Source organism: Bacteroides sp. (genome assembly GCF_030151085.1).
Classification (GTDB): Bacteria; Bacteroidota; Bacteroidia; order Bacteroidales; family Bacteroidaceae; genus Bacteroides.
Window position 1 is genome coordinate 1 of sequence record NZ_JASLER010000094.1, and the last position, 12,729, is coordinate 12,729.

Genomic DNA, 12,729 nt, shown 5'->3' on the forward strand with positions numbered 1-12,729 from the left:
AAAACGCTGACCGTTCATATTTGCCTTTTATCTCACCCGTATACTGATCTACATAAATAGAAGCACGGCGTCCCGAAGAAATAGCAATCTGATAAGCACGTTCGGGATTGGAAGCAACACTTACACTTGTCACCGAAACACTGTCCGGCAAAGCATCTGACACCTCCGCCAACAGTGTCTCCATTGGAAGCGGGGCGTTCCCTACCTTCTTTACATAATAAAGTTCAGGCTGGCACCACTCCATAATTTCATTTTCAAACACTAAGACGGCACCCGAAAAGCAGATAATTGAAATCAGTAATCCAAAAGGTACTGACAACCATAAGTGTATTTTATGAAAGAGTCTTTTCATCTTAATCAATTTATGAAATCTCCCCACAGCTCTTCTTCAAAAAGAGAGGGCTGCGGGGAAGCAAGTTTTAACGGTTAGAACTCAGTTTACCGATACCGTTGATTTGTTCGCCTTCTACTATCAAGCCTTTCGTAGCTTGTGCAGTTGCCGGATCTATTTTGTAAATAGCAGGATAACCCTCAGTAGTGGTCACTGCCATGTAAGCTACACCATTGTCAGAATAAGGAGCATTGCCATAACCCGAAATCAAATCAGTAGAGGGCAGACCTGTTACGTACGTCAGCTTCTTGGTACTTGCTTTGAAAATAGCAAGCTGATTGGCAGTAAAGCCAGTCTCGGTGAGAGGACGATCGTACATCAACATCAGGAAGTAATCGTCAGAGAGGTGCCAGCAACGTACGAAAGATTTTCCACCGGACTGCTCTTCGAGGTTGCAGTAATAATCATCGAATTCAGTCTTTCCACTAGGAATGCGCACTACTCCGGCAGGCAGATTGGTTTGCTGACGGGCATCTTTCATGGTTTTGGCATAGCTCGGAGAGAATACGTATACATCACCGTTGTCCGCAGCCCAGATGGTCTGGTAATACTGAGATTTGTTGCGACCGCAGGCGTAGCTGATTTTATCTGTCTTGATAAGCTTCTTGGTTTTGAACGTAGCATCGTCATAGATGGCTACCCAGCACTCATTGGGGTACTGTGTCCACTGCAATTCGCCTTTCTTGTAGCTGCTGCTGTTAGAGCCGCCGTCTTCGGTCTTCACCAAGTCTTTATTGCCCGGCAAGATATATTTGCCACCGTCTACCGAAGAACCATACTGGCTCAATCCCATCGGTACAGGCACACTGAAGAGCTTGTTGTTGTTTTCCAAGATACCTGCCAAAGTTACATATTCGCCGTTACCCAAGTAGTTTTCTGCTATATAGCTTTTATCTTTGGTATCGTTATTAACATAAGTCTCTGCTGTTACATCGAAGTAAGAAAGCAGGAAGGATTTGGGCAGATAGCCGTTGGCATCGACATAATCCGTACTTCCGTCGCCGGTAGAAGAGGTGATGATGTACTGGTCGAAGATACCGAAAGTAGTAAATCTCTTGGAAGCAAATTCATAGTCACGAGCTACTACTTCGTTATTCGAGTTGAGGATATAGGAACGGGTAGTAGAAGCATTTCCCTGATTATAAGTCAAGGCATAGAGGTATTGGTCCTTATAGAACACCCACTGAGTAGCTCCGTCATTCAGCAAACCGTTGCTAACGGGAGATACACTTCCACCGTCCAATACCTCGGCGGTCATTAAAACATTAGCATCGCCATTGTTGCCTTTATACGTTGCGGCAACCACAAACTCACCTTTATTTTTATTATTACCACCACCGGTTACATCGTCAGAGTCAGTACAAGCGGTCATTGCCAATCCTGCCAAAGCAGTGGCTATCATTCCTGTTAAGAAGAAATTCTTTTTCATGTTGTTTTTACCTTTTATATTAAAACTAAATCATCATTTATCTCAATTTCCGAAATATACCCTTACTTTACCATAGAATGCCCGTCCGGCTTTCTGAAGGCTGAAGTTATCGTATAGCTTCTCGTCCGTAAAGTTGCGGCACTCAAAGGATACGTTGTAACGTCCGTTCTTCAAGCTATAAGAGAGTGCCAGATTGTGTGAGAACTGGCTGGGGACTTCATAATCGCCTTTATTCGAACCCAAGAAGTCCGAGTAATAAGAGAAGCCATGCAGATATTGATTATCGTAAGTCACCGTCAGCGTATTGCCTTTCTGCCCCAAGTTGCGCCAGTAGAAGGTCACGTCAGAATCGGCAAACATATACGGCAGGTTCGGCATGCGCTCACCGTAACCTAGATTATCGGCATTGCTGGAAATGGACTTCTTCATATTGTCGCGCACATTCATCTGCGTGAAATTACCACCCACGCTGACCCAACGGGCAAAGCTGTAACGTGCCGAGATGTTGAAACCTTTGGTCAATACCTTACCGTAGTTGATGTAAGTGGCGGCATATTTGCCTCCGCTCAGGTCGGCGATGTTGCGCTGGATGTAGTCTTTTGTATTACGATACACCAATCCGCCTTCTACATAGATGGAGTGCTTGCCGAAGCTACGGGTATAGCTCAGATTGAAGTTCGCATTATCGCTATTTTCAGGCTTGATGCCGATGTCACCCATTTCCAAGTCTTCGTCGCCGAACATCTCTTCGATAGTGGGCAGGCGGAATGCCTTTTCGTAGGACAACTTGGCTTGCAGGCCGGGCAGGATAAAGTAAGTTCCGGCAGCGCCATAACCCATAGAACTTACGCTACGAGTGGTACGCTCATAGTTATCCTGATTGGTATTCGTTGCTATAGGACCAGCCACATACTGATTGTAATACTTGCCGAACACTGAAAGATTCCAGTGTTCGGACGGCATCAGTCGGTAGGACAAGCCGGAAATATTCTTGCGAGTCTCTTTGGCAATGGCATCGGACACGGCTTCCTTGGCAAGCAACGAAGTATTGGAACGACTGAAAGCATTCAATACATGGTTGAAGGTGAAAGTATGCATCCGTCCAAGACGGTAGTTGGCGGTGAAAGTACCATTCCAATTGTTGTTATTCGCTTCGGAGTGCTGGTAAGATTGTTCACCGGGGGAGTTCATCAGTTTCTTATCTCCCAACCAGTTATATTTGTAAGTTGCGGTATCGACGTTGGTTGTCAAGTTCTTGTTATAGTTGGCAGTCAGCACTACGTCCAATCCTTTGGTAAAAAGGTTACGCTTGCCATATTCTAAGGAGGGCATCAGTGAATGTCCCTTGCGATGTTTCTGTCCGTAGACAATGGTTTGGCGAACACCCGTCTGTATATCCTGATACATATTAGAATAGGTAAAGCCCAGCATCAGGCGGTCTGCCCACGATTTGTCCAGTATGCCCACCTTTCCGATGATGGCTTCGTTGTGGAACGTATCGTTGAAACGCTTCACACGCTCCTTCTTGTTACGGTTTATCTGTCCGGTCTCGAAGTTTTCTACAGGAGCATAGATATGATAGTCATTGTCCGAGTAGTTTTGGAAAGCATTGATCTCGTATGTAAAACCGTTCTTGAAGGTCTGTCCGAAGTTTACATACGACTTATGTGTATTGAACGAACCGTACGAGTAAGAAGCATCAAGGAACCAGCGACGGCGCTTCTTGTTGGTCACAATGTTGATAACCCCACCGATAGCATCGGTGCCGAAGCCCACAGGTACTACTCCTTTATATACCTCGATGCGGTCGGCAAAGTTCACGGGAATGTTGTTCAGCCCGAAAGAGCTTCCCACACCTTCTTGCGGCACACCATCAATAAATACCTTGACGTGCTTGCCACTAAATCCGTCCAACATCAGTTGCATGTCCGATCCTACCCCACCCGACTCACGGAGCTTCATGCCAGGTGCTTTGGTCAGGGCGTCGCTCAGGTTCTTAGTAGTATTCTGTAGTTCTTTCGTATCTACTGCCACAGCATTGAAGGGTGAGCGTTTTACCCGGCTTACTCCTGTAGAAACGATGGTTACTTCGTCCAGTTGTTGGGTTTCAGGAGTGATTGTCAAGTTCTGTTTCACCCGGCTTCCGGCAGTAAGCACTACTGCTTTTTCTACCGTTTTATATCCCACAGCTGATACGATCAAAGTATAATTTCCGGCAGGAGCATTCAGATGGTAGATACCTTCGTGATTCGTGGTTCCTCCATAGCTGGTGCCTTTCAAATAAACGGTTGCAAAATCTACTGTTTCTTTCTCTGTAGAAAGTACTCTACCCGAAATCATTCCTTTCTCCTGTGCATAGGCAGAAACAGAAATGAAGCACAGCAACAAAATAGCTAATTTTAATGTAGTTGTTTTCAACTTTCAATGACTGTTAATATGATTACTAATACCGGATGCAAAGGTCATAATTAGCAACCGGGTACACAATCGCTTATTATAGGTAATTATCAGTCACGATTTTCCAATAAACAGGTATGTTGCAATAGCTATTGATAGGTATATTAAATGAAAAACCTTCTTACCCCAACATGGGCAAGAAGGCTTTCTTCCAAATATAAGATCGGTCTATTTACTTATTCATTATTATTGGGCAGAAGCATTGTATTCTTTCACAAATTTATTCATAGCGTCCTTGCTTTCGGAATATTTCAGCGCACCAACAAGACTAAAAAATGCTTGTTTATCCACAAGATACGGATACATCTTTCTCATTATAATCATCTTATCATTGTCATAAGAAAAAAGCCCCGTCAGCCGCAAGCATTGGGCACAAGTAAAATCAGAAGTACCTATTACTGAATTAATCACTTTTATACGGTCGGCAGCAGAACTCTCATTTTGCACTGTTTTAAAGAAAGAATCGAATAGTCTTGTACTCATTACATTGTCATCTTCCTCATAATCAAAGCTTCCACCACCTTGATTGGGCCTTCCCCCGGGACGATGATTTCCATTAGTATCCACATTAATATCTTGCACACCCGATCCCTTGAAATAAACCCGCTGATTGTAAAGTCTCTGACCTTTCCATGTACGTTCTCCTTGCCGGGCAATGCGACTGGCATAAACCTCAATCTGATAATAACCCGGCTTCAGATTAGCCACGAAGCAGCTAGTGGTAGGTAAGCACATCTGAGTATCGCCAATAAAAACAAGAATCGGATTATTTCCTCCGTCAATACTAATGCCGCTAACCCTTTGTGCTTTCACTGATAAAACAGCTAACAGAAGAAAGATGCATACTAAAATTTTACGCATAATAAATGTGTGTTGATGAATGATTTTATTCTTATCCTCATGCACTAAATACCATCGCCTATTCTCTGTTCATCAAACGGTGTTCCGCCATCTGTTCGAACTTCGTACCGGGACGGCCATAGTTGGCATACGGATAAATGGATATACCTCCACGCGGCGTAAAGATACCAATTATTTCAATATATTTAGGATTCATCAAACGAATCAAGTCTTTCATGATAATGTTTACACAATCTTCATGGAAAGCTCCGTGATTGCGGAAACTGAAAAGATAGAGTTTCAAACTCTTACTCTCCACCATCTTGATGTCAGGAATATAACAAATACGTATTTCCGCAAAATCCGGTTGTCCGGTAATCGGGCACAGACTGGTAAACTCAGGACAATTAAAACGTACCCAATAATCGTTTTCAGGATGTTTGTTGTCAAAAGCCTCCAATACTTCGGGAGCATAATCTTGTTTATATTCAGTGGTTCTTCCTAATAAAGAAAGTTGCTCTTTTAATTCAGTCATAATAAGATAATTATTAAAGTTAAACTTTACTTGCTAAATATTTCTCCAACCCTTCCCGGCGAAGTGTACAGGCAGGGCAATGTCCACAACCATCTCCTTGAATACCATTGTAACAAGTAAGCGTTTCATTGCGTACAAGTTCGAGTATTCCCAGTTCATCCGCCAATGCCCACGTTTGTGCCTTATCAATCCACATCAATGGAGTATGAAGAACGAACTGTTCATCCATTGCCAGATTTAGCGTCACATTGAGTGATTTGATAAAAGCATCCCTGCAATCGGGATAACCACTAAAATCAGTTTGAGATACTCCCGTAACAATATGATTAATGCCATGTTCGCGAGCATAAACAGCAGCAATACTCAAAAAGAAAAGGTTACGCCCCGGAACAAAAGTATTGGGTACGCTATCTTCCGGCTTTTCCTGATCCATAACAATACTGGTATCGGTCAACGAATTTTGTCCCAGCTTGCCGATGAATGAAACATCCATCACCTCAAATTCCACCCCTGCCTTAACAGCAATCTCTCTCGCCAATTCTACTTCCTTCCGATGTTTCTGACCATACAAGAAACTCAGTGCATACACCTTCTTAAATTCGCGTTTTGCCCAATAGAGGCAAGTTGTTGAATCCTGCCCACCGCTGAACACAACCAAAGCCGCATCTTTATTCATACAATTAAATATCTTTGATTTTCAAAACATTATACGAGATTCCTTCATCATAAACATCACTTCCATCAATCTTCTTAATAGCCTTTACTACCCGTATCGTTATGGGCAGTATCAGCACCTCATACAAAGACTTCAACAGAACTTGGATGCACATCATAATCATCAACTCCTTCCATGCAATAATTCCGCCGAATGCTACTGGAAAGAATATCAATGAGTCTGCTGTCTCCCCAACTACCGTAGACCAGATAGCACGTGCCGAGAAATTTCGTCCGCCACTAGCTACCTTCATACGACTCATCACGTATGCATTCAAGAATGAACCTACCAAAAATGCCATCAGACTGGCAGCAACAATACGTGGCGCCATACCAAAGACAAAATTAAAATGGTCAGCACCCTCCCAAAAAGGTGCAGCAGGTAAAGCTACAGCAATCAAGCCCAACATCACCACAAAGAAATTCATGGCAAAACCACTCCAAATAATCAATCGTGCCTTGCGAAAGCCCCATACTTCGGCTATACAATCGTTAATGATATAAGAGATAGGAAATACAATCAACCCAGCAGTCACGGTAATACCGAAAACCTGGATAACTTTAGTTTCAAGAAGATTTGCTGCAATCAGGCAGACATTAAATAAAATGCCCAGCAGCATAAAAGGTACAGATACTTTTTGCTTCATATTCCTGTTTTTTACGTGGTGTTCTAGAATACACGACCGCTATTCACGGCATCATACTTTTCTAATTCGGCGCAAAGATAAACAGAATATTTTAAAAGTAGAATTTTATTCGCTAACAATAAATTAAACTTCGTAAAAGGCAAATATTATTTTTTTAACTATATCTGGAGAGCTATTTTATTTTTCAATATCATCAAGATGATCCATGCAAACCTCAGATATAGTTAACAAACACTAATAATCAATACTAATTTAGTAAACATATACTACATATAATTAAACCAAACACACATAACTTACTAATCAACAAATCATTAATACATTTTAATATAAAGTTGAAGATATGCAAGCTACTTTATTCTCAAACATTTTTTTATTCACACAAATTCCTTAAGCATATAAAACTATACATAACATGTTTTAATAGTATGCTTTTGTTATTTTAAATGATGAAAATAAGGTTTATATTTGATAGTAGTAATCCGAATACACTGGAACACATCTTTAATAGCAGCAAAAATATACCTTAATTATAGTATTAACCTTAAAAAACAATACATGCCTATGACTTACATCATATTTTCTTAGACATAATAAAAATGTCATCCTTTGTTCAATCTAATTCATTTTAAGTTTCATCAGCTTAAACAAAAAAAACATCTATTTATGAATGAAAATCGTAAACGAGGAATGTTAAACAACAAAATCCTCACAGCAATTGCCATCACTTCCTTATTTATAGGAAGCAACAATGTCTTGGCAATCGAAGCCAGTTCAGATATTTTATTAGGGATATCGGAACAAATGCAAGCTCAAACTGCCCGTGGTATAGTTGTCGATCAAGACGGAGAACCTATCATTGGAGCAAGTATCTTAGAAAAGGGCACTACTAATGGAGTCATTACCGACTTAAATGGAAAGTTCTCACTAAACATTAAAAAAGGCGCCACCCTGGTTATTTCTTATATTGGTTATAAAACTCTGGAAGTCAAAGCTGATGCCAATATGAAAATAACCCTCACAGAAGACTCTGAAATACTCGAAGAAGTAGTTGTTATCGGTTACGGTGTACAAAAGAAAAAGTTAGTTACCGGCGCTACCGTACAAGTGAAAGGAGAAGATATCGCTAAACTAAACACAATTGACGCCTTAGGAGCTCTTCAAAGCCAGTCACCCGGTGTTAACATCACTCAAAATAATGGTTTTTTAGGTTCCGGGTTCAAAGTAAACATCCGTGGTATAGGTACTACAGGTAGCTTCTCTCCTCTTTATGTAGTAGATGGAGTTGCTAATGGTAGTATCGACGGACTAAATCCTAGCGATATTGAGTCATTGGATGTTTTGAAAGATGCCGCATCAGCCGCTATTTATGGAGCACGGGCAGCTAATGGTGTTATCCTGATTACTACGAAAAGAGGTAAAGCTGGAGTTTCACAAATATCATACGATGGTTATGTCGGCGTACAAAATCTTTATAAGATTCCTACAATCCTTAATGCTCAGGAATATATGACCATGCAGGATGAAGGCCGAGTAATGGATGGCCTAAGCCCGTATAATTGGGCCACATTCATTCCCGCCAAAGATCTACAAAGCATCCAAAACGGTACATGGAAAGGCACAAACTGGTTAAAAGAAACATTGAATGAGGATGCTTTAGTTCAAAATCACGCCATTAACATTACCGGCGGAACAGAACGATCAACATACGCAATAGGTCTTGCCTATACCAACCAAGAAGCCACAATGGGAGTTCCGGATGCATTTCCTACCATGAACCGCTATAATTTCCGCGTAAATTCAGATCATGTAGTCATCAAAAAGGGAAATCTCGATTTCTTAAAGATTGGCGAAACAATCAACTATAAATACTCTCAAACTGAAGGTTCTTTCGGTACTGGTGGCATTTATTGGAATGGTGTACATAATATGCTAATCATGAGCCCCCTAATGCATGCTTACAATTCTGAAGGCAACTATTATCTTTATGCAGATCAACAGAATGATAATTATAAGTGGGATATTTCCAACGGAGCTAACAAAAACCCGATTGCTTATCTGGATTATTACATGAATCAGAATATAAGTAAATCACACTACATGCAAAGCAGTTTTTATGCCCAACTGCAACCCATCAAAAATTTGCGTATCAAGAGTCAGTTCGGCTATATCATGGGAGCTTCAAGTTATCGTTCTTATCTGCCGAGATTTGACTATCTGAGTGCTTCTTTAAATAATGCAGAAGATAAAGTCACTCAATCCATGTCGCTATACAACCGTTGGTCATGGGACAACACAGCAAACTATATATTCAATATCGGCAATCATAATATTGACGTATTAATAGGCCAAAGCATTGAGAAATGGGGTATGGGAGAAGAAATGAGTGGAGCAGCTATCGGTTCCAACTTCTATGACTTTAAACACGCATACTTATCCAATGTTCCTCTGACTTCTAACAGCACCGAATCATTAAAAGGTAGTCCCAACGGTCAAGGCTCCATCGCCTCTTTCTTCGGACGTATCAATTATAACTATAAAGAAAAATACCTAGCTTCTGTAATTATGCGCGGTGATGGTTCTTCTACTTTTGCACGCGGACATCGTTGGGGATATTTCCCATCAGTATCAGCAGGCTGGGTTATCAGTAATGAATCATTTATGAACAGCATAAAGTGGATGGACTTTTTGAAACTTCGCGCTTCATGGGGACAAAACGGTAACTGTAATGTTTCTACTTTCCAGTATCTGTCACTGATTACTTCTAATAACGGATATGGAGGCTATCCATTCGGCGATTCAATGGATATGATTAGTACCGGTTCTTATGCTTACCGGTTAACTAACCCTGATTTGACTTGGGAAACTCAGGAACAATTAAATATTGGTCTGGATGCCCGGTTCTTCAATAACCGCTTAGGCTTTGAATTCGACTGGTATAATAAGAATACAAGAGACTGGTTGGTAACCGCCCCTGTACTTTCTTCTTTTGGTGCCAATGCCGTATCTGTTAATGGCGGTAATGTAAAAAATACAGGTATCGAAGTAGGATTTCATTGGAACGATAATATTGGGAAAGATTTCCAGTATGGAGCTAATTTAACTCTTGCCCACAACAAGAATGAAGTAACTAAGATTGCCAATAAAGACGGTATTATTCATGGCAGTGGTAGCGTCTTGTGGGAAGGTGCAGAAGAATGCTTCCGTGCAGAAGTAGGTAAACCGATCGGTTATTTCTACGGTTACAAGAGTAACGGAATCTTCCAAAATCAGGAGCAAATCGATAACTATAAAGGTCCTAAACTGAATGGCAACAAGACTCAACCAGGCGATGTTATCTGGGCAGACACCGACCATAACGGAAGTCTCGATGCCAATGACCGCACCATGATAGGTAATCCTAATCCGGACTTAACAATGGGATTAGGACTGAATGCAAGTTGGAAAGCAATAGATTTTGCTATTACTACTTACGGTGCATTTGGCCAACAAATTCTTAAATGTTATCGCGACTTCTCTTCCTCGCCATTGAACAATTATACAGCAGAAGTCTTCCAACGCTGGCACGGTGAAGGAACTTCCAACAAGTTCCCCAGACTTTCCAGTGCATCCAGTTCCAACTGGAACAGAGTTTCTGATATCTACATTGAAGATGGCGACTACCTGAAAATCAAGAATATCACCATAGGGTTTGATTTCAAAAAAGCCTTCAAGAAAATACCTCTACAGCAATTGCGCCTGTACTTAACGGCACAGAATCTCTTCACCTTCACCGGATATTCAGGTATGGACCCTGAAATAGGTTATGGAGGCGACGACTATGGCTGGGCATCGGGAATCGACTTAGGATACTACCCAAGTGCTCGTACATACATGATAGGCTTAAATATAAAATTTTAATCAATCGAAGAATTTATGAAAAAGATATTATTCATAGCATCAGCAGTACTAGTTCTCTTTTCGGGATGTGATAGCTTCCTGGACTCTGAACTATTGACCGAGAAAACAACTGCCAACTTCCCCGAAACAGAGAAGGATGCACAAGAAATGGTTACAGCAATATACGCCCATTTGTTATTTGAAAGTCCGGAATCATCTTCCGAATATTACATAGCTCAATTGGCAAGTGATGACTGTTTGGGAGGTAACCTCTCCTACTCCAACAACTGCGCTACCAATTTCCTAATGTACAGCGGAAACCTGAATACTTTTTCCGGAATCTGGGACCGTTGTTATACTCTCATCAACCGCGCCAATAACGCCATCAATACCATGGATAACGTAAAATCATGGTCCAGCGAAACCGAACATAAACGGTTATTCGGCGAAGCCCATTTCTTACGCGCCATGGCCTACTACGAACTGGCGCAAGTATTTGGAGGAGTACCTTTGCGTACAACTTTGGAAAGTACCAATCTTCCTCGCGCTTCTGTAGACGAAGTATATACGTTAATAGCTTCGGACTTAAAAAATGCCATAGAGATGATGCCGGACAAAATTTATTCAAAAGGTTCGGAGTTGGCAGGCCATACAACCAAATATGCAGCAGAGGCTATGATGGCACGTGTATTCTTATACTACACCGGACGTTATGAAAAATCAACATTGCCCAATGGTACCACAAAAGAAGAAGTGATAACATGGATAGACGATTGCGTAAACAACTCAGGGCACAAACTAGTCTCCGACCAGCGTAATATCTGGGCATACACGAATGAAGCAACCGAAGATAACGATCAAAATTTCCGCTATCAATATGTAATCGATCATAAACTGAAATGGGAAGGGAATAGTTCCGATGAAACCTTATTCGCCAACAAACATAATTTGAAATCAAATTGGACTTATACTTGGTTCTCTAACACTTGTGCACAATTCTATTCACCCTCTGCCGACAATTACTCCAACAAATCAAGTTACCCATTCGGAACAGGTTGGGGAGCAGGTCCGGTATCACCGGGAATGGTCAACGAATGGAAAGAGTGGGCTTCCAAGCAAACCTATACAGATGGCTATAAGGAAGATCCACGTCTGACCGGTTCTATTTGGTCTTATAAAGCTCTCGACCCCAATACAGATGGCAATATCCTAATGGATTGCAGTCTGGATAAAGGAGAACCGGAATATACCGTATCTTATCGTTATTTTGAGCAAACCGGATATTTCCAAAAGAAATACATCAATATCAACTCTTATAACAATGGAAATATCGAACCTTTCGGCAAGCAAATGTTTCCGGGAATATCCTCACAGACTTCCCAGCAATTACTTCAGATTGCCGACCTGATTCACATTCGTTTTGCCGATGTACTTCTTATGCAATCCGAACTCAAACAAGATGCCTCCGGCCTGAATAAAGTACGCGCCCGTTCACATCTCGCTCCGATAGCCTACTCTTTAGATGCTATCAAAGAGGAACGCCGCTGGGAATTAGCATTCGAATCTATCCGCTGGTGGGACATCTTGCGCTGGTCGGGTTCTTCACTTGAAGAGGCTGGAAATTTACTTAACAAACAAACCGGATTTAACGTAATCAATGCTGCAACTGTAGTTCCGATGGTTAAATTCGACTACAAGAAACGTTTACAAGCCACACAAGGTTATTGGCCTATTCCTCAAGATGAAATCGACATATCCAATGGAGTACTCGAACAAAATCCGGGTTGGGATGCATCTGCCCAGTTCTCTGATTGGAATAATATGTAAGAAGTATTAA

The 12,729-nt window shown here is 41.4% G+C and carries 9 protein-coding genes; 2 read left to right on the top strand and 7 right to left on the bottom strand.

Going from position 1 to position 12,729, the window contains the following annotated elements:
- The 7 genes from Q1W14_RS20240 to Q1W14_RS20270 form a co-directional block, all read right to left on the bottom strand.
- Positions 1 to 352: PepSY-associated TM helix domain-containing protein (locus Q1W14_RS20240; RefSeq protein WP_300704491.1), on the bottom strand; the 352-nt coding region annotated here is incomplete at its 3' end.
- Positions 353 to 419: 67 nt separating this feature from the next.
- Positions 420 to 1,820, bottom strand: a complete 1,401-nt coding sequence (locus tag Q1W14_RS20245; RefSeq protein WP_300704492.1) for a DUF4374 domain-containing protein — start codon at positions 1,818 to 1,820, stop codon at positions 420 to 422.
- A gap of 42 nt (positions 1,821 to 1,862) precedes the next feature.
- On the bottom strand, positions 1,863 to 4,160 hold the full coding sequence (locus Q1W14_RS20250; RefSeq protein WP_300704643.1) for a TonB-dependent receptor: 2,298 nt from the start codon (positions 4,158 to 4,160) through the stop codon (positions 1,863 to 1,865).
- A 303-nt stretch (positions 4,161 to 4,463) separates the two neighbouring features.
- Positions 4,464 to 5,138 (bottom strand): DUF4476 domain-containing protein, encoded by a 675-nt coding sequence (locus Q1W14_RS20255; protein WP_300704493.1) that lies wholly within the window; start codon positions 5,136 to 5,138, stop codon positions 4,464 to 4,466.
- Positions 5,139 to 5,196: 58 nt separating this feature from the next.
- Positions 5,197 to 5,652 carry a preQ(1) synthase gene (gene queF, locus Q1W14_RS20260; protein WP_300704494.1) on the bottom strand — a complete coding sequence of 152 codons (456 nt, stop codon included), beginning with the start codon at positions 5,650 to 5,652 and terminating at the stop codon, positions 5,197 to 5,199.
- A gap of 19 nt (positions 5,653 to 5,671) precedes the next feature.
- A complete protein-coding gene (gene queC, locus Q1W14_RS20265) occupies positions 5,672 to 6,328 on the bottom strand; it encodes a 7-cyano-7-deazaguanine synthase QueC (RefSeq protein ID WP_300704495.1) in 657 nt (218 codons plus the stop codon).
- Between the two features lie 4 nt (positions 6,329 to 6,332).
- Positions 6,333 to 7,013 (bottom strand): queuosine precursor transporter, encoded by a 681-nt coding sequence (locus tag Q1W14_RS20270; RefSeq protein WP_300704496.1) that lies wholly within the window; start codon positions 7,011 to 7,013, stop codon positions 6,333 to 6,335.
- A 666-nt stretch (positions 7,014 to 7,679) separates the two neighbouring features.
- Between Q1W14_RS20270 and Q1W14_RS20275 the strand changes: the two genes are divergently transcribed.
- Both Q1W14_RS20275 and Q1W14_RS20280 read left to right on the top strand, forming a co-directional pair.
- Complete coding sequence (locus Q1W14_RS20275; protein ID WP_300704497.1) at positions 7,680 to 10,913, top strand: TonB-dependent receptor; 3,234 nt, start codon at positions 7,680 to 7,682, stop codon at positions 10,911 to 10,913.
- Positions 10,914 to 10,928: 15 nt separating this feature from the next.
- Positions 10,929 to 12,719 (top strand): RagB/SusD family nutrient uptake outer membrane protein, encoded by a 1,791-nt coding sequence (locus Q1W14_RS20280; protein ID WP_300704498.1) that lies wholly within the window; start codon positions 10,929 to 10,931, stop codon positions 12,717 to 12,719.
- Positions 12,720 to 12,729: the final 10 nt, after the last annotated feature.

Coding starts and splice junctions, on each gene's coding strand:
- Q1W14_RS20280 (WP_300704498.1), top strand. CDS start 10,929: ATGAAAAAGATATTATTCATAGCATCAGCAGTACTAGTTCTCTTTTCG.
- Q1W14_RS20245 (WP_300704492.1), bottom strand. CDS start 1,820: ATGAAAAAGAATTTCTTCTTAACAGGAATGATAGCCACTGCTTTGGCA.
- queF (WP_300704494.1), bottom strand. CDS start 5,652: ATGACTGAATTAAAAGAGCAACTTTCTTTATTAGGAAGAACCACTGAA.
- Q1W14_RS20270 (WP_300704496.1), bottom strand. CDS start 7,013: ATGAAGCAAAAAGTATCTGTACCTTTTATGCTGCTGGGCATTTTATTT.
- Q1W14_RS20275 (WP_300704497.1), top strand. CDS start 7,680: ATGAATGAAAATCGTAAACGAGGAATGTTAAACAACAAAATCCTCACA.
- Q1W14_RS20250 (WP_300704643.1), bottom strand. CDS start 4,160: ATGATTTCGGGTAGAGTACTTTCTACAGAGAAAGAAACAGTAGATTTT.
- queC (WP_300704495.1), bottom strand. CDS start 6,328: ATGAATAAAGATGCGGCTTTGGTTGTGTTCAGCGGTGGGCAGGATTCA.
- Q1W14_RS20255 (WP_300704493.1), bottom strand. CDS start 5,138: ATGCGTAAAATTTTAGTATGCATCTTTCTTCTGTTAGCTGTTTTATCA.